Source organism: Dysgonomonas sp. Marseille-Q5470 (assembly GCF_951230145.1).
Classification (GTDB): domain Bacteria; phylum Bacteroidota; class Bacteroidia; order Bacteroidales; family Dysgonomonadaceae; genus Dysgonomonas.
On the sequence record NZ_CATNVE010000006.1, the window covers coordinates 1 to 19,180 of the forward strand.

14 protein-coding genes are annotated in these 19,180 nt (G+C 34.2%); 10 read left to right on the forward strand and 4 right to left on the reverse strand.

The window, feature by feature from the left end; translation table 11 throughout:
* Window positions 1-235: 235 nt before the first annotated feature.
* Window positions 236-571, reverse strand: coding sequence for a hypothetical protein (locus tag QOX35_RS11125; RefSeq protein WP_135104206.1), 336 nt, complete (start codon window positions 569-571; stop codon window positions 236-238).
* A 264-nt stretch (window positions 572-835) separates the two neighbouring features.
* On the opposite strand from QOX35_RS11125, the gene QOX35_RS11130 reads away from it, so the two are divergent.
* The gene (locus tag QOX35_RS11130) at window positions 836-3,214 is read left to right on the forward strand and encodes a hybrid sensor histidine kinase/response regulator (RefSeq protein ID WP_283686948.1); all 2,379 of its coding nucleotides are present in this window, start codon (window positions 836-838) and stop codon (window positions 3,212-3,214) included.
* Here the strand turns inward: QOX35_RS11130 and QOX35_RS11135 are convergent.
* The 3 genes from QOX35_RS11135 to QOX35_RS11145 form a co-directional block, all read right to left on the reverse strand.
* Window positions 3,211-4,521: a sigma-54-dependent transcriptional regulator gene (locus QOX35_RS11135; RefSeq protein ID WP_283686949.1), complete on the reverse strand. Its 1,311-nt coding sequence runs from the start codon at window positions 4,519-4,521 to the stop codon at window positions 3,211-3,213. The genes QOX35_RS11130 and QOX35_RS11135 overlap by 4 nt on opposite strands.
* 233 nt (window positions 4,522-4,754) lie before the next feature.
* Entirely contained in the window at window positions 4,755-5,873 is a 1,119-nt protein-coding gene (locus tag QOX35_RS11140; RefSeq protein ID WP_283686950.1) for an ABC transporter permease, read from the reverse strand.
* Window positions 5,874-5,896: 23 nt separating this feature from the next.
* Complete coding sequence (locus QOX35_RS11145; protein ID WP_135104210.1) at window positions 5,897-6,637, reverse strand: ABC transporter ATP-binding protein; 741 nt, start codon at window positions 6,635-6,637, stop codon at window positions 5,897-5,899.
* Between the two features lie 430 nt (window positions 6,638-7,067).
* On the opposite strand from QOX35_RS11145, the gene QOX35_RS11150 reads away from it, so the two are divergent.
* The 9 genes from QOX35_RS11150 to QOX35_RS11190 all read left to right on the forward strand — a co-directional run bounded on the left by QOX35_RS11150 (window position 7,068) and on the right by QOX35_RS11190 (window position 19,162).
* Window positions 7,068-8,111, forward strand: a complete 1,044-nt coding sequence (locus QOX35_RS11150; RefSeq protein ID WP_283686951.1) for a linear amide C-N hydrolase — start codon at window positions 7,068-7,070, stop codon at window positions 8,109-8,111.
* A 461-nt stretch (window positions 8,112-8,572) separates the two neighbouring features.
* Window positions 8,573-9,127: an RNA polymerase sigma-70 factor gene (locus QOX35_RS11155; RefSeq protein WP_283686952.1), complete on the forward strand. Its 555-nt coding sequence runs from the start codon at window positions 8,573-8,575 to the stop codon at window positions 9,125-9,127.
* A 137-nt stretch (window positions 9,128-9,264) separates the two neighbouring features.
* Window positions 9,265-10,278: a FecR family protein gene (locus QOX35_RS11160; protein WP_283686953.1), complete on the forward strand. Its 1,014-nt coding sequence runs from the start codon at window positions 9,265-9,267 to the stop codon at window positions 10,276-10,278.
* A 71-nt stretch (window positions 10,279-10,349) separates the two neighbouring features.
* Entirely contained in the window at window positions 10,350-11,378 is a 1,029-nt protein-coding gene (locus tag QOX35_RS11165; RefSeq protein WP_283686954.1) for a DUF3575 domain-containing protein, read from the forward strand.
* 119 nt (window positions 11,379-11,497) lie between these two features.
* Window positions 11,498-12,970: a DUF3868 domain-containing protein gene (locus tag QOX35_RS11170; RefSeq protein ID WP_283686955.1), complete on the forward strand. Its 1,473-nt coding sequence runs from the start codon at window positions 11,498-11,500 to the stop codon at window positions 12,968-12,970.
* A gap of 238 nt (window positions 12,971-13,208) precedes the next feature.
* Entirely contained in the window at window positions 13,209-14,480 is a 1,272-nt protein-coding gene (locus tag QOX35_RS11175) for an Mfa1 family fimbria major subunit (protein ID WP_283686956.1), read from the forward strand.
* A gap of 105 nt (window positions 14,481-14,585) precedes the next feature.
* Window positions 14,586-15,527, forward strand: a complete 942-nt coding sequence (locus tag QOX35_RS11180; RefSeq protein WP_283686957.1) for a FimB/Mfa2 family fimbrial subunit — start codon at window positions 14,586-14,588, stop codon at window positions 15,525-15,527.
* Between the two features lie 29 nt (window positions 15,528-15,556).
* On the forward strand, window positions 15,557-18,247 hold the full coding sequence (locus tag QOX35_RS11185; RefSeq protein WP_283686958.1) for a FimB/Mfa2 family fimbrial subunit: 2,691 nt from the start codon (window positions 15,557-15,559) through the stop codon (window positions 18,245-18,247).
* 24 nt (window positions 18,248-18,271) lie between these two features.
* Window positions 18,272-19,162, forward strand: a complete 891-nt coding sequence (locus QOX35_RS11190) for a peroxiredoxin family protein (protein ID WP_283686959.1) — start codon at window positions 18,272-18,274, stop codon at window positions 19,160-19,162.
* The last annotated feature ends 18 nt before the right edge of the window (window positions 19,163-19,180 follow it).

Consider the following 19,180-nt stretch of genomic DNA (forward strand, 5'->3'; position numbering starts at 1 on the left):
GTTAAAGAAACTGAAAAAATGTTAGCAAGAGAAGCTAACTTATAAGCATTTTACGTTCTTTGAAAATCCTTCCTAAGTGGTATACTTTTCAAATCCATTCCGGTATACTTTTCATTTATTATATACACATTTATAGGGGCTGTTTTTACCCTGTACTTATATGAAAAAATAATAGGAAATACCGAAAATATTTCCTATTATTTACTAAAATTGTCAGATGTAGGTTGGGGCTGATTTATTTAGCAGTAGCTTCTACGTATTCCTTACCTTCGTCATCCAAGATAACAACTTTAATGCTTTCTTCTGATTTTGAAGATAGGGTTACTTTAGTAAGTTTCTTATCTGCATTGTAGGCAAGAGCTGTAACATTATAAGATTCAGTGTATCCTTGTATCGCAGCTTGTACTTTCTCATTCAAGTCTTCAAACTTCACGTCTACATATCCATCATCGTTTGTTTGATTGATAGCAACAACTGCATTATTTTCACTAGAGAAACTTTGTACATTTGCAAAAGTTGATGTTCCAAAAACTATCGCAATGGCTAACATCATAAATTTCATTGTTTTCATGTCTTCTAATTTTTAAATTACTATTAATTTAGGTATAAATGTGTAATCTTCACTTACACTATATAGTTTGCAATAGCTATGCCAAAAGAAATAGAAATGTCTTTTGTTTGTGTAATGTGTTTATTATTAGATTTTTATTTCAATTTTCTTTTAATAAAGAAGAATAATCCAACTGTAGAATTGTGGAAAATTTCTACAATCTAAGTTGTGGAAAACTAAATAGAATCATTAATTGTTCGTTTTATATATAGAAAAGACTAGGTAATGGTAGAAACTCCCGAGAAAAATATAAGATTCAAAGCTGTACTGATATATTTAATCGTAGCTCTTATTTGTTGCGGAATGCTCATTTATATATATAAACTTAGAGACGACATCGATGATCAAAAAAGAAGTGTTTTGCAGTACTATAAGGAGTTGTCACTTGTAAACAAGCTAATTGATTCTGTAAACGAATCACAATTGGAAGTAAACCTTTATGTATCTTCGAAACAAGTAAAGCATTATAAACTCTTTAATGAAAGATTAAATATTGTTGAATGTTTAATGGATTCTCTAAGTCATATAAATCCACTACACAATGAGAAACTACAGCAGATCAATAATCTTTTGGTAAAGAAAGGAGTAATTGTCTCAAATTTGAATAAGCAGTTTAGCAATAAAAATCCAATCGAGTCAATAAATGAAGTATTAAAAGAAATTGATCCTGTTATCAGAAAAGATACTGTTTTAGTTACTGCTACCATACAAGATACTATAATCTATTCTGGCTCTAAAAAAGGTTTTTGGAAAAAACTGGGTGAATTATTTTCATCATCAAAAGGATCAGATACTGTAACTTCTATTACTACAGCCAAATTGGATACATTGACCATGCCCAAGAATGATACACTCCATATAGTATCAGAAGTCACAGAAATAGCCGAACAAGCTAAAGACGATTATGTAAAACGAATTATATCAATCGAAAGCAATTTAAGTAATCTAATTGTAGCAGATCAAGAAATTTCTTCTGAGATTACAACATTACTTATTGGTCTATATAACCAGACTGTACAGACAAGACTTGATGAAATTCAGAAAAGTGAACAACTTATACGAGATAATAATACTTACTCTATTATAAGCAGTATTGTTTCTCTTATCCTGATTTTTATATTCATATTGCTTATAATAAGTGATGTAAATAAAAGTTATAGGTTGCGAAAGAATCTAGAGCAGGCAAACCGAAGAATCAAGCAGATTATGGATAGCCGTCATAAGCTATTACTGTCTATTTCTCACGATATCAAAACGCCTCTTAATTCTATACTCGGAACCTTAGAATTAAAAGAAACAAGGGATAATTTCCTTTCTGATGAGATTCGTACAATAAAGGATTCGGGACAATATATTCTTGCACTTTTAGGTAATTTATTAGAATTTTCGAGTATTGAGCAAGGTACCTCGAACATATCGAATCGTATATTTAATTTGCGTGACTTGTGTCAGCAGATAGTCGAAATGTTTATTCCTTTAGCCAATAAGAAGAAGCTAAGATTGTCTTATTCATTTGGATTCGATGAGAATTTGATATTATCATCTGATTCTTTAAAAATCAAGCAGATACTAATAAATATCTTATCTAATTCGATTAAGTATACATCTGAAGGTTCCGTTCAATTTGATGTGAAATATTCTAATTCCATATTATATTGCATTATAGAAGATACGGGCGTAGGTATTCCTGAAAATCAGATAAAAGATATATTTCTACCATTTAGCCGGATAGATCAAAATTCTCATTTATCCGAAGGCTCAGGCTTTGGTCTGTACGTAGTTAAGGGGTTAGTCGATTTACTAAAAGGGAGTATAAAAGTTTCTTCTCAGGAAGAGAAAGGCACGAGAACTGAAATATCTATTCCTGTAAGCGAGGTCTTTGTAAAGGATAATTTCATTCCTAAGAGAATATTAGTGGTGGACGACGATATGTCTTATCTGATTATTATTCGTAATATGTTGTTAAGCCTAGGGCATATACCTTCTACTTGTAATAATATAGATGAATTTGACGCGATAGTAGCTGAGATTGGTCAATATGATGAGATCTTGACAGATATGGAAATGGAGACTTTTAGCGGTATTGATGTTTTAAATAGGATAAAATACAGTCGAATAAATGTACCGATTACAATAGTCACAGCCCGAGAAGATGTCGATTATGATGACTTTATAAGAATGGGCTTTAAAGCCTATATCAAAAAGCCTGTGTCAATAAGTGATCTAAATTTATTATTTGGAGGGCAAATAAAAGATGAAAGGGTGATAGGTTTTAGTTCACTTAATAAAATTCTGGAAGAAGATTCTGATGCTTTACATGAGGTTCTGATATCTTTTGTTCAATCTACAGCAGAAAACGTGAGTCGTCTTAAGCAGGCTCTCCTTGAGAGTGATTTTAATACGGCTCAACTTATTGGTCATAAAATGCAGCCAATGTTTATACAACTTGGGGCTGTTGATAAATTAGATATATTGAAGAAACTAGATGTACATCGTTTAGATGCTACTGTAATGTATCCCGATTGGGAGAGTGACGTCCTCGAACTTATCGAATATGCCGAGCAGATAATATCTGATGTTCAAAATTATTTGGATTCTCATTAAATTTCCATACCATGTTGATGCATTTTATTGTAAAGGGTTTTCCTATCAATATTGAGTAGGTTTGCTGCTTTCGTTTTATTTCCCTTTGTTATTTTCAGAGCTTTGAGTATTTGCTCCCGTTCATCTATTGGTAATAAGATTTGTTCTGTTTGCTTCGGGATTTGGATAAATTCAGGTAAGAGATCTGGAGTAATTTCTATTCCTTTCGTAAACAATACAGTTCTACGTATAACATTCCTTAATTCTCGGAGATTTCCGGGCCAGTGGTATTCTTTTAGTATAGACATACACTCTTCCGAAAATCGCACCACTTTTCGTTCCAATTCTTTATTGGCATCAGTTAAGAAACTATTTGCAAAAAGAACAATATCATCTTTTCGCTCACGCAAGGGTGGAACTATGAGTGTAAATTCATTTAATCTATGGTACAAGTCTTCACGGAAACGTCCTTCGGTGATAGCTGTTTCCAAATTTTCATTCGTTGCAACTATCATTCTTACATCTACTTTTATGTCTGTGGCAGAGCCTACCGGGCGTATTTTTCGTTCCTGTATGGCTCTTAATAATTGAACCTGAACCTCATATGATAAGTTTCCGACTTCATCGAGAAAAACTGTTCCTCCTTCTGCTTGCTCAAATACACCTTTCTTATCTGCAATAGCAGAGGTAAATGATCCTTTAAGATGTCCAAATAGTTCACTTGGGGCTAATTCTTTTGATAAGCTACCACAATCCACAGCTATAAACTGAGCTTGTTTTCTTTGACTGTAATCATGTATCATTTTAGCCGTATATTCTTTTCCGGTGCCGCTTTCTCCTCTTATAAGTACAGACAAATGTGTCGGTGCTACGAGTTGTATATGCTCATACATCTGTTTGGATAAATCACTGGTACCATAAACGATACGTGTAGTAGAAAGTGTTTCTTTTGATGTTTGAATAGGAGTATGATTTAAAGCCTCTTCTATTTTTGATTTTAGAACTTCCGGGTTTATGGGTTTTTCCATGTAATCAAAAGCTCCTAGTTTAATAGCCGAGACTGCGCTTTGCACTTCCCCATAGCTGGTCATTATGATAACAGGTGTATTTATTTTCTTTTCTCTGATCCAAGTCAGTAACATTATACCATCCCCATCAGGAAGTCTTAGATCTGTTATGATTAACGAGAAATCAACTTTTAATAAATCTTTTTTAGCTTCGTCTACAGTCGATCTAACCAAAGGATCGAATCCATTTTTATTAAACCATTTTTTTAGGACAATTCCGAATGTATTGTCATCTTCAATAATTAAAACTTTGGAAGCCATTATTCATTATCAGTTAGAGGAATATTCTCTCAAAATTATTTGTTTTTCTTCTCAGACGAAAAGCTTTTATTCATAATTAACACTAATAAATAAAATGCTATTAGATCAACTTACTAATCAAAATTGTATAAAACAACATATAGCTGAAGGGATTAATCTCCCCTCAACTATATTGTTTGATTAATAATAATCATATGTTTTTTGTAAATGAGATTGATAATGGGTAACCTAAATCAATTCCATTTAAATAGTTTCATACCTATAACGAAACAGATAATTCCAAGAGCCGATAAAGTACAAGTCGGATAGATCACTTCCATCCATCCTGCTCCCTCATTAAAAATGCTACGTATTCCATCTGTTAGTGCCGTTAGCGGAAGTAACTTAATAGTACCGATGCTCCATTCCGGGAAATTATGGTAACTAAAGAAGATACCCGATAACAACATCATAGGCATTTGTACTGCATTAATCCATCCTGTACCCACCTCCGTTTTAGTAGTGCGGGATGCAACTAAGATGGCGATTCCTGTAAACGCAAGATTGCCGGCCAAAAATAAAACAATCAACGCTCCGATGTTTCCTTGGATATGAATATCGAATATTAGCCATGCGAAAAACAGAAGAATCAGAGACTCAACTACATTCATGAGAATCCGTACAAACATCAATGCAAACAAGAAATTAGATTTCTTCATTGGTGTCGCAACCATCCGTCTTAACAATTTCTGGGATCTTCGTTCGATAATTGTATAACTAATTCCCCACATAATAGAACTCATCAGTCCGAAAGCAATTAGGCCCGGTATGAGGAAGTCAATATAACGAACACCCAGTAATGTTAATGGTTCGATATTGGTGTTTTCAGCATTCATGGTTGAATCGGGTGATTTTACCAATGCTGAAAGTTTCATATATGCTAACTGAGACTGAGTATTGAGAGGGTCGAAATGATAGATGGCCTTTCCCAACGAGTCTGTAACAATCACATCTGCTTCACCCCTCTTTAAGGAGATGATAGACGAATCCCAGTTGCTTTGAGAGAACTTAAATACGGTATTACCCAGTTCTTTGTTACTAATTTTCCAATTTAGGACGTTCCCTTCTTTACTCTGTACACTTGTTCCATAAATATGGAGGAGTGAATCTAATTCGGTTTTATTCTTCTCAACAAGTATAACGTTAAATTTTGATTCCGTTTGCTGTGTAAAAGCCAAACCCAATCCGATGGAGATGAGTACAGGAAAGATCATACCCCAAAAAAGAACTTCCGGTTCACGGATTGTTAATAAAAACTGGGTCTTGAAAAGTTGATATAGTTGATTGGTTTTGATTGATTCCTTTATTGACATAATTGAAAGTATATAAGTGTTATTTACAGTACAATATTTCCGTTCTCTCGAAGAGCTTTTCCTGTGAGGTTGATAAATAATTCGTCGAGGTTGCGGGAATTTTCGTCCAACAATTCTTCTAGTTTTCCTTCCTTTAATATTTTTCCTTCATCAATAATGATTATATGATCGCAAAGAGATTCAGCTTCTTCCATATAATGTGTTGTTAGGATAAGAGTGGTTTCACCTTTGTCTTTTAATTCTTTCAGAATATTCCACAGATCGAGTCGTGAATGAGGATCGAGTCCTGTAGTCGGTTCGTCCAAAAAAAGAATTTGCGGAGTATTTAATAGTGCTACTCCCAAGGCTAGCCGTTGCCGCTGTCCTCCGGAGAGTGTTCCTACCATAGATTTTCGTTTACTTTCCAGACCGGTGAGTTCGATAATTTCATTTGCTCGTTTCTCGCCAAGTCGGAAGAAACTGGCAAACAAGCATAATGTTTCAAAGACAGTCAGTTTATCCGAGAAACGAGTCTCTTGTAATGATAGACCTATTATTGCCCTGAGTTCCTTTTCATTCTTATGCCAATTTTTACCCTGTAAGAGAATTTCACCCGAGTCCGGCTTTTTTAATCCTTCCATCATCTCAACCATTGTTGTCTTTCCGGCTCCATTAGGCCCAAGCAAAGCTACAAATTTACCGGGTTCTATTCCAAAAGAGATGCCTCTAACGGCATGTACATCCTTAAATGACTTATATACGTCTTTTACTTCTATCTGATACATTATTCTAATTTATTTACCCTACCTATTTATTATTAAGTGATAAAAGTAATAACGAATTTTATCACTACAAAGTTTTGGTATTTGGTAATCTATTTTGATTATGGCTCTAAACACATCTTTATATCCATATTAAAATTAAAGGCGTATGTTGTTCATTAGTTTGTTATTGTATGTTTCAGTAAGAATATTTTGGAGATGTTGTATTTGCGATATTCAATACCGCTTTAGAAGCCACGATGAATAATCAAATTTTTATATCTAAAGAATATTATTAGAAAAATATTAGAGCCCTACTCTTTAATTCTAATGTTTTTATAATGGATTGTTTTTCATTTGTTTATGTTACAATATCTACCTTTGCAGTATCAAAATTAGAAAACAATATTATAAAATCAAAAATAGTTTAAATCACAATTAAAAAATTAAAGAAATGAAAAGAATTTATTTGTTTATCGTAGGCTTTATATGTTTGGTAACAATACCTAAAGCGAATGCATGTACACGTGTCGTTTATACCGGAGATAATGGAATGGTAGTAACAGGTCGTACAATGGACTGGAAAACTGAAATGCATAGTAATATATGGGTTTTCCCTAGAGGGATGGAAAGAAGTGGGGAAACCGGAAGCAATTCTTTAAAATGGACCTCTAAATATGGTAGTGTAGTAACATCTGTTTTTGAAATAGCCAGTACGGATGGAATGAATGAGAAGGGTTTAGTTGCAAATTTGTTATGGTTGAATGAGTCTGTATATCCGGCATGGGATAAGAGCAAACCGGGACTAACCATAGCTGCTTGGGTACAATATATGCTCGATAACTTTGCTTCGGTTGATGAAGCTGTTTCTTTTGTAGGTAAAAATTCTTTTCAAGTAGTTTCTGATAAGATGCCTGATGGTTCGAGGCTGGCAACATTACACCTTGCTATTTCTGATGCTAAGGGCGATAGCGCTATTTTCGAATATATAGATGGAAAGCTCAATATCTACCATAGCAAGGACTATAATGTAATGACCAATTCTCCAACTTATGATAAACAGTTGGCCTTGAATGACTATTGGAAGTCTATTGGCGGATTGACTTTCCTTCCAGGTACTAATCGTGCTGCCGATCGTTTTGCGAGAGCTAGCTTCTATATCGATGCACTTCCTAAAATAGGAGATGAGAAATTAGCGGTAGCAAGCGTTTTCAGTGTTATTCGTAACGCTTCTGTTCCTTATGGAATTTCTACTCCTGATAGTCCTGAAATTTCTACAACACAATGGAGAACAGTATCGGATAGTAAGAATTTGACTTATTTCTTTGAATCGAGTTTGACTCCGAATACATTCTGGGTAAATCTTCAGGACATGAATTTATCAAAAGGTGCTCCTGTACTTAAATTATCTTTAGCAAATGGTGAAACTTACAATGGGAATACAATAAATAACTTCAAGGTTTCACAGCCGTTCAAATTTCTGGGTGTGAATGATTAAGCAATAAAGATTGAAAAGTCCATTGAAGAAATGGACTTTTCGATTTGTATTTTGCACGTAATTTATTACACTTATTTTTGGTCTTTATCCAATAAATACACTACCCTCCTTGGCTCTGTTTTATAATAATTTAGGATTCGGTGTTACATCGTTTTATTCTCGAGCCGTCTTTATCACAAAGTGCAATATTCTTATCTTCTTAAGTAAATCAGATTCGCACTTGTTCTAAAAGTATTTACGCTACCATATTCCGATATTATTTTTCGGTATATAACTGTAAAGATTTTTTCTCTTTGGAAAAAGTCATGGGTGTCTTATTCTATTTTATAACGACAATCGGACATTAAGAAGTGTAAAATATTTATTGATAGATCGTGCGTTGCTACTGTCTTATTCGTTTGCTCTTATTGAGGAGTATTTATGATAAATCAAATAATTTCTATAAATAATCTAATTATTCTTTGGAGAATCAGATAACATACAAGCTATTAGAAGCTTTACACAAAGGGAACCATAAAGCATTTGAAACTATATTTCTGAAGTATTTTCCGAAAGTAAAGTATTACATAAATGGCTTTGTCAAGTCTGTTGCTGTTGCAGAAGAACTAACTCAGAATGTATTTGTCAAAGTTTGGGAGAATCATGATTCGTTTACGATGACTTCTAAAGGGATTAAAGGCTTTGATTCATATATATACACGATTGCCTATCGCCAAACGATCGATTACATCCGAGGCAAACAGATTCGCGAATCATTTTATAATGAACGAATAGTATTACCCTTAGACTTAGTAAATGCTGAGGATGAGTATATAGCAAAGGAAACCATGCTGCTGGTAGAAATGGAAATAGAAAATATGCCTGAAAAGCAGCGAACTATATATAAGATGAGCAGGAATCAAGGGATACCAAACGATAAGATAGCCGAACAGCTAGAGATAAGTAAAAGAACAGTCGAAAATCAATTGAGCTTAGCAATGAAAAAAATTAGAAATGTACTATCATTTTTCTTTTAAAAAAAGATATACAATGATCATATTATTAAAACATTATGTAATTAAAGAGAGAAAATTATTTTTTTGACCGTGCGTAGATACAAGCTAGATCGTTTTTAATACAGAACGTGAAAGTAAAGCTCAACAAAAAATAGAAAATGAATAATATACCAACTAAGCAATATCATAAGCTTATAAACAGGTTCTTTGAGAATAGATACTCCGAGAAGTTGGAAAATAAGATACATGCATGGCTGGTTAATCCTGAAAATTCTGAAGAAAAGCAAAAAGCTATGCATAGGCTCTGGGATTCATTAGATAATCAGGAAGATTTATCTTCTAAACAAGAATATGAAAAGATTACAAAAAAACTAGGTTTTAAGAAGAAGAAAAGAATGAGCCAACGCCCTTATTACTGGCTTCGTGTAGCAGTAGTATTTTTACCATTAGTTCTATTGATAGGAATATATAATTTGACGAAGGATGTTCAGAAAGATAAAGATAATCAAATGGTTGTAGTTAATGTCCCTTATGGTAAACATAAAAAAGTGGGGCTCGCTTGCGGTTCGCAGATATGGATTAAATCGGGGAGTAAAATAAAATATAATGAAAATTCGAATGACGGCGCAAGAATTATTAATCTGGAAGGGCAAGCTTATTTATCAGTAACAAGGCAGAATGACATGCCATTTATAGTACGCACAAAATATCTAGATGTAAAGGTCCTTGGAACCCAATTTAATGTATCGGCATATCCTGATGACCAATCAACTGTTGTAACACTAAATAAGGGTTCGATTGCTATACGAACTATTGACAATAAGGAATTTAAACTAAAACCGAATCAGCAGTTTGTATTAAATAACACAACCAAAGAAGGGATCATACGTGATCTGGATACAAATGTAGTTAAAGATATTGCGGATTGGACGAATGGGAAGATTGTATTTAATAATGAAACACTAAAAGCAATTGCCTTAACGCTTAAACGAGAGTTTGATATTGATGTAGAAATTGATAAAGATGTCGATCTCAATAGAAGTTATACACTAACGATAGAACAATCGGATAACATAACTGAAATAATAGAGATATTCAGATGTCTGGATAATAGCTTATCCTATAAAATAGAAAAAAATACGGTATATATAAGTAATAATAAGACAGAATAACCAACTTAAAAATGCAACTATATAACAAAATGTATCCACTTATGTATGGATATAGGCTTTACATGCTCAAAATGATACTTTTTTTAGTTTGTTTCTATGCATTACCCGCACTATCGGCACAGGAGAGTAGCGTGACAGTTGTAGGACAAAATATTCCGGTGAGTGAAGTTCTATCTCAGATAGAATCTCAAACAAGATATTCTTTTGCCTTTGTAAACTCCAACTTTAACACAAACCGTAAGATAACAATTAGGTTGCATGACGCTGATCTGAAAACTGTTTTAGATCAGTTGTTAGCAGGTACAGACTATACTTATACTATACGTAAAAATCTTATTTTTTTATCTACGACTAAAACCTCTAAAAAAAAGGAAAATCTTGTTCACTTAAAAGATACTAAAGAAAGTCCGGTAGTATCTGTTAAGGTGGACAAAGAGTTGAATGAGGAAATAAAAATAATGCCTGATGATCTTTCATTATCATCAGAGAGCAAGCATGTCACTTTGGAATCGATATCCTCAGCAAAAGATTCTTTGGATTTGAACAAAATGGTTGATATTCTGAATAATCTGACAGATTGGAGACCAATTCAAGCGAAGACTCCTCTATGGGCAGTAAAAAGTAACTTGTTTTTTGATATAACTAGCTCGATTGCTTTTGGAACAGAATTCAAAGTCGGAGAAAGATACAGCATCGATATCTCTTTTAGTTACAATCCATGGGAGTTTAATGTAAACAAGAATATGAAACATATACTTGTACAGCCTGAAATTCGGTACTGGTTATGTGAACCTTTCAGTGGTCATTTCTTCGGATTGCAAGGCGTCTATGCTCATTATAATTTGACTGGGCTTCCATTCTCGGATTATATGAAAAGCAGTCGTTTGCAGGGAGACTTATATGGTGTTGGATTTAGTTACGGATATCAATGGAGTATGTCTAAACGTTGGTCGCTCGAAGGAAATTTTGGAATGGGCTATGTGCATGCTGATTATGATCGATATGCTTGCAAGAGTTGTAAAAAGTTTTTAGGCAGTGAGACCAAAAACTTCTTTACTCCCACTAAGGCTTCATTATCTGTGATTTATTTTATTAAGTAACAGTTTGTAACAATCAAGAGAGAATAAAAATTGGCAGACATACTTCTAAATATGTTTGAATAATAAAATATAACAAATATATGTCTAAAGCCTTTAATGAATGGCTTAAGTAAAATCATATGAAACGAATATTAATATTTATACTATTTACAATCATTGTATTAAATGTTTCTGCAAAGGGATATACAGGACGAATCATTTTTATAAGTAACGAGGTAAAAGAAGAGAATGATAGTCTTCATATATACTTTAAAGTAAATATCCGTGCAGGTGCTGTCAGTGATTGTACTGCCATGTATTTAACACCTCAGTTAGTTTCAAATGAATCAATTATGGAGTTTCCCTATATGCTCATTTCCGGAAATAAGAAATACAATCTAATCGAAAGATGGAGGTCTTTAAATAAAGATAAATTTGAAAACATTGTTCCCTATACAACCATTATTACCAATCAGTTTACAGATACATTACTTACTTATGATTTTAAAGTTCCGTATGAGATGTGGATGGATAGTGCACATTTTGTAATCAAGCAAGAAGTTGCAGGGTGTAGAAATGAAAGTCACTTGTTTACTTTTCTGATGAACAATAAGGTAAAATTAAAATTTCAGACCCCTTATCAGGTAAATCCTTCCGTTTCTTATATAGAGCCAAAGTATGAATCTAAAATACTTACAATACATGGAGATGCATATCTTGATTTTCAGGGAGGGAAATCTGTTATTCTTCCCCAATATAGGCATAATCAGGAGGAGTTAGAGAAAATAGATACTTTGGTAAAAGGTATTATCAATGATCCTGATTTAAAAATAAAAAGCCTATTTATTGAAGGTTATGCTTCTCCTGAAGGTTCATATGCCCCTAATGATCGTTTGTCTTATGCACGGGCAATATCCTTGAAAAACTATATGAAAGATAAATTTGGTTTTTCGGAAAGCTTCTTTCGGGTAAATAATATTGCTGAAGATTGGGATAGGCTTAAACAGCTGGTACTTCAATCGAATATTACATACAAGAATGAGATAATAAATATTATAGATAATGCAGATACTTCTGATGGATACGAGTTTGAACTGAGAAAACTAGCAAATGGAGTACCTTATAAACAAATGTCAGACGAATTATTTCCTCAATTGAGGCGTGTTGAATATAATATAAACGTGACGGTTAAAAATTATACACTCGATCAGTCCAAAAGTTTATTTCGAAAAAAAGACTCACAACTCAATCAATTGGAACTTTATGAAATAGCTCAAAGCTATGGTGAAGGGAGTAAAGAATTTGTAGAGATATTAGCCGATACTATTCCAAAATATTATCCCGGCGATCAAACGGCAAATAATAATGCAGGTGCAGCTCTTATCTTAGTAAATGAATTGTCTCTAGCTAAAAGAAATCTATTAAATGCAGGCTCTAATCCACCCACATTAAATAACCTTGGTGTCATTTTTTTGAAAGAAGGAGATCTGGATCAGGCTGAAGACTTGTTTCGAAGGGCTTTAACAGGAGGGGTTTCAAAAGCAAATCATAATCTACAGGAGTTGCAAATCAAACGAGAAGATAATCTCAAATTAGAACGATATAATAAGTAAGGATGAGAGGTGTGGTTAGTGTATTGATAATCATTAGAAAAAGATTAGATTTTTAGATGTTGATTCTAACTTTTTTATAATGAGCTATATAAGGCCATCCTCATCTGATATGCCTAGTTTTGTACTATAAATTAAAGTGATTGATAATCTCGAATCAGAAAAACTGAAAAAGATTTATTCGATAAATAATTTATAAAGAGAGAATCCATAAATAATTAATTCAAAAACAATTTTAAAAATGAAAGTATTTTTCAACTATTTAATTGCAACTTCAGCTCTGATAGCCGGTTTCACAAGTTGCTCCAATGATGATGACTTAACAGGTAAGGGTGGAAATCCTACTCCTAATGGTAAAGCTACAACTTTTACTCTTTCGATAGCTCAGCCAAAAACTTATACAACAGATGTGAATGCTACTGCCGATGAAAATATGATGACTTCAGTTGATGTATTCATCTTTAACGATAGCGATGTCCTTGAGAAACGTGAACGTTTGAGTAGTTCAGACTTTACCTCGTCTACAGATAACGAGTACACAGCTAACAGGACAATTGCGACAACAGTAGGAGCAAAAAAAATCTATGTGGGTGTTAACTTATCTGACGAATTAGCAAGAGATGTTGCAAGCAGGGGGCTGACTGCAATATATCAAGTTTCAAGTGCAAATGATTTAATGAATCCTGCAAACGGTTTTGCTATGTTCAGTAAAGTTGCATCAAATCCTACTTTTGTAGAAGAGACTGATACTAATGCTGCTACAGCAAACAAAGTATCTGCAACTGTATCTCGTTTATTAGCAAAGGTAGCCGTAGAAAAAGGGGCAGGATTGCAATACAATGTATTGGGAGGAACAGTATCTGACTTACAATTTTCACTAAGTAACATTACGAAATTATATTATGTACTCCCTAGTGCTTCAACGTTTAGTCCGACCAATACACTAGCTGATTTTTATAAAGAAAATGCTTATAAAGCTGTAAATGCAAATGGTACAACTATTACTACAGCAAATGTATCGTATGCTTTGGAAAATATATCTGCTCAGAGTCTCGAAGGTTATTCTACCTACACTTCTATCCGTGCAAAATTTTTACCAACTAAAGTTGTAAAACTAAGTGTTGCCGGAAATGGTTCTAGCGGATTAGTTAGTGAAACGGCTCCGGTTAATCCCCAAACATTCTATGTTGTATCAAATGCCGGTGTTAAATATTATTTTATAGATCAAATAGATGCTGCTGCTTATGATGCTACAATAAATGGGACTACTCCAACTATGATTACCTATCAAGACGGATATTGTTTTTACAAGGCCTATTTGAATCCGGCACATAATTATAATATTTTCCGTAACAACCTTTACAAAGTAAATATTACTGCAATAAATGGTTTAGGACAAAGTGGAGATAATATCGATAATCCGGGTCATGAAATATCTAAACCAACTAACATTACAGTTGATATAGTGGTTGAGCCTTGGGCAGAAAATACTCAGAATAGTGAAATTTTATAATTCTAACATTAAAAGAAAATAGTTAATACCGGTATCGCAAAGCAATGATACTTTGCGATACGGATTAACTCAATAAAAAGATTCTCTTATTGACAAATATTTATAATGAAACACTTGAAATATATACCGCTATTATTTCTGATTCTGTTAGTTTCAATGCAATATTCTTGTATTGACCAGAAGCTGGAAGATTGCCTTCCCGAAAATAAAGATATACGTGTATATTTTGAATACACACCTCGAATCTACTCAGGTACTATTCTGGATACAAAAGAAGTAAACGATGTAAAGCTTTATATATTTGATAAAGATGGCAACTTTATGCAAGAAAAGCATGATGCTCAACCATCATTCGGAACAAATTATTACATGACTATTTCTCTGCAGCCAGGCACATACACTTTTGTTTCATGGATAAATTTAGAAGATCCATATAAACAAAACAGCTACTCGAATTTAGATGAAAGACGAGTATATATTGAAAAAGATAAAGATGATACTGTCCGAACAAATCCTCCGGCATTATTTTATGCCTACAGAACATCGGTAGATGTAAAAGAAGAGCAATATCAAAGTGTGAGATTGTCTCTTACAAGAAATACAAATACAATAAATATTAAGACGAAAAATTTCGTACCAAGCAGCAACGATTACAAGCTGACTATAACAGCACGTAACGGCATTTATAAATTTGACAACTCATTCGCTTCCGATACGGAAGAGGTTCATTATACAAGTTCTCTGCTAATTGGCGGAGATCAACAATTGTCAGGTTCTCAGAATATACTCAGATTGAGTAAAGACCGTAAAGATCCTATTCTGAAAATTCTAAGTCCTATAAACAGCCAGATTGTCTATAAGGCCAACCTGATGACTCTTATCGAAAAAGTGAATGAAGGCGGAGAGGTGATAGATATCGAAAATACACATACATATGACATTCTATTGACATTTGCTCGCCCTTATGTTCCCGGGCAATCCAATATGGATATAACTGTTACCATTAATGGATGGGTCGTAAATATGGATAATACAGAATTACAATAACTCATAATAATATAGAAAACAGATAATCGATGAAGCAAATATTTTTTTATATACTACCATTACTTTTGGTACTAATCGGCTGTCGTGACGATTATGAAGAAAGAGATCACTTTCCCGTATCGAAAGAAGGTAAAGTGCAAGTGCCATTTAGCATAAGTATGCCGGCTCAATTGCCAAGAACATACGCATTGGATGAAAACGATGAAAATGAAGTTAGATCTATTGATATATTGGCTTTTAAAGTAAATGGAAATGACGAAACCTTCGCTTATCGCGCACAAGCCGAGCAAGGATCCATAGTTGATGATGGAGTTAATAATAAGAAAAAGTTTGTTGTTACTCTCTTTAAAGATGGTACCCAGACATACCGATTTGTTGCTTTGGCTAATGCGAAAGATCAGTTGGATAACACTTTTGCCGGAGGTATTACTGTGGGGTCGTCTAAAGATGCCATAATGCAACAATTGCAACTTACAGGTATAAATAAATGGAATGTAAATAATGAAACTGCCGGATATTTACCGATTCCGATGTGGGGAGAAACGCCTAATAATATAATAATTCAAGATAATACTACAATTACAGACTTGAAGTTATTACGTATGGTTGCCAAAATTAATGTCAAAATAGATCCATCAATAAGCGAGAATAGTTTTGCTCTATCAAGCGTGTCTTTATATAACTATTATAGCTCGGGAAGGATTGTTCCTGATGCGGAAAATCTTGTGCCAGGTAGCAGCTCATCCGTAGAAAAGCCCACAGTAACAGGTACAACAACTAAAGGGCCTATCGACTATGAAGGCTCTGGTATAGTTACAAACAATAGTATTATTAATAACATATATACTTTCGAATCTTTAGTGCCGAAGACTGCTTCTGAAGTGAATCTGAGTAAAGTAACAACTTTGGTGCTGGGAGGCAAATATAATGGTTCTACCGAGGTTAGTTATTATCGTGTTGATATCGCTAACGGGAAGACCTATTTGGATATATTACGAAATCATCTATATACAATAAATATAACCAAAGTGAAATCGGCAGGGTATCGTACCAAAGAAGATGCATTCAACTCCCGTCCTATCAATATTGAGGCGGAGGTTGTTGTCTGGGATGAAGCTGCGATTGGCAATATTGAATTCGATGGGCAGTTTATGCTTGCAGTTTCTCAAGGGCAGTTTGACTTTACAAAAAGTGCTTATACTACATTTAGTGATGATAATACAGTAAGCATTAAGACTGACTACAAAAGTAATGATGGTAGTGTACAGGGGTGGAAAGTAACTTCTATCATCGATGACAGCGGTAATCCTATAAACGATTGGTTAAAAACTTCAGTTAATAAAGGTGATGCTAATGTTACTACCGATATGCAACTAATTCTGACTGAAAATAATTCGGGGGCAAATCGACTAGGATATATTACTATCAGTGCCGGAAGGCTCACTTATAAGATTGAAGTGAGACAAAGTATGGTTCCTCCACTCGAACTGAGATTGAAAAAATTGAACGGTGTAGAAATCAATGAGCTTATATTTGAGAGTCAATCGGCAGGTATAATTCCTGCTAGTCAACAATTTGTAGCTTCGTGGATGCCTATTGATAGGGAATGTGGTTTGACTTATTTAGGATTGGGCGGAAAGCCTTTTAGCTTTGGTTCAGGTTCTGATACTCTCGGATTGAATGGTATACTTAATACTTCTTCTGGAGGTACAGGAAAACAAACTTTTACGATTGTTCCTACAGCTCTGACTCAAGCCGAAATAGATGCAAATCCTCTTATAGAGAAGGCATCTAAAATTGACTTTACTCTATCTAATGGAGCCGGTTTCACTACCAAAACGATCTATTTGCGCCAAATACGCTATGGGGTACAGTCTGTACTAAATCAATATTATATCTTAGATAATTCACAACAAAGTATGAGGATAAAGTCGAATAGCTTGTGGAAAATCAAAAGCGTGAGTGATCCTCAATCATTATTGATTTCATTCGATATGAACCAAAATGGAGGCTACAACGTAGCAGGCGGCGATCTTTTACTTTTTACTTTAAGAAAACCGTCTACAGAAGCTGATCTTTCGTCGTATATCATATTTACACTTTTTGATCCTGCAGGTAAATATGAGGATGTGCAAGTGCAGATTAATCCTGTGGCTTGCGGTATAAACGGAGTAGCAGTTCCTTTGAAAATCGGTAATCGATCTTATTTGACTCATATGTATGGAACGAAATGCTGGATGGTAGAAAACTCTAAAGAAGGTACAGCAAGTGCTGTGTATTTTGGTGGAGCTATTAGTGGGACGAATTGGAGAAATGGATCTACTTATCCGCCATCAGCAAGTAATGGACAGTACTATTATTCGGATAATAATAGATATTCAGCATGTCCTGCCGGGTGGCATTTACCTGCAACTGGAGAAGCTTCAAGTCTAATAAATCTGGTAACTCAGGATATAGCAAATACCCAAGGAAAGAAAGGTGCTCAATGGTGGGCAGGACCGGCTATAACAGGACTAAACTCTTCGAATGTAAATGCTACATTAACAGGAGGTGCTTTCTATTGGGTTTCGGATTCTTATTATACATGGTCAAGCTGGTCTCAGCTAGGTTATTGGTGGATAAATGGTGGAACAAATTTAGTTGGAAGTTCGACCAAATTAGCTTCTGAGACAGGACGGAGTACTACGGCTATCTTGCCTGTACGTTGTGTACAAGATTAAAATAAAAATCAACAAGAACCGGCAATGGAAAGTAAATTTCCATTGCTCGTTCTGAATAAAAAAAGAAACTTGATGATTAGGAATAGTTTAACCGCTTTAATCGTATCTTTTATACTTACTCTTGCGATTGTCTCGTGTGGGAAAAAGAATCAGCATTATATAGAGAAAATAATAGAAAAAATGGAGAACGGAGGGACATCCGAAGAAATTGTAGAAGTAGAACTTTATACGGTTGATTCACTCAATTTTGTCTCACTCGATTCGCTTGGTCTCACAAAACAGTATATAAATGCCTGGATAAAACTGTACGTGGATAAGAGTGGAACAGAAAAGTTAGTTAGAGATTCAAAGAGACTAATAGGTCGCTTGGAAAAACAATCTCCGGAAAATATAGAAATTTTTATTAAAGTCATTGCTCATAATAATGCTTTGAGAGAATATCCAGATGCTACAGCGGCTATTGTTGCTTATGCTTATGGAATAGATATGCCGGCCGATGGATATAGTGAAATTGCAACACGTCTTCTTGTGTCCACTAGACTTCCCGGAAATAAAGCTCCTCAGATTGAAGGATTACAATCTATGACGGGGGGAAATTCGACTTTAATTTTATTTTACGATGGTAGTTGTGGTATTTGTCAACATTTATTGGATGAGCTGGCAGATAACTACAGTAAATTGACAGAAAGAGGAATCAGAGTTGTGACAATATCTGCAGATGGGAGTAATGAGGCTTTTGAACAGAATATTCGAAAATACCCATGGCCAGATAAATTGTGCGATTATCAATCGTTTAGCGGTATAAACTTTAAACGTTTTGGTATAGCAGCTACTCCTGAGATGCTTGTGATAGATAAAGATGGAATGGTAGTAGATCAGTATAGAAATCTGCAAGAAACAAAATTATTGGATTAGATTATTTCTGTTTGATTA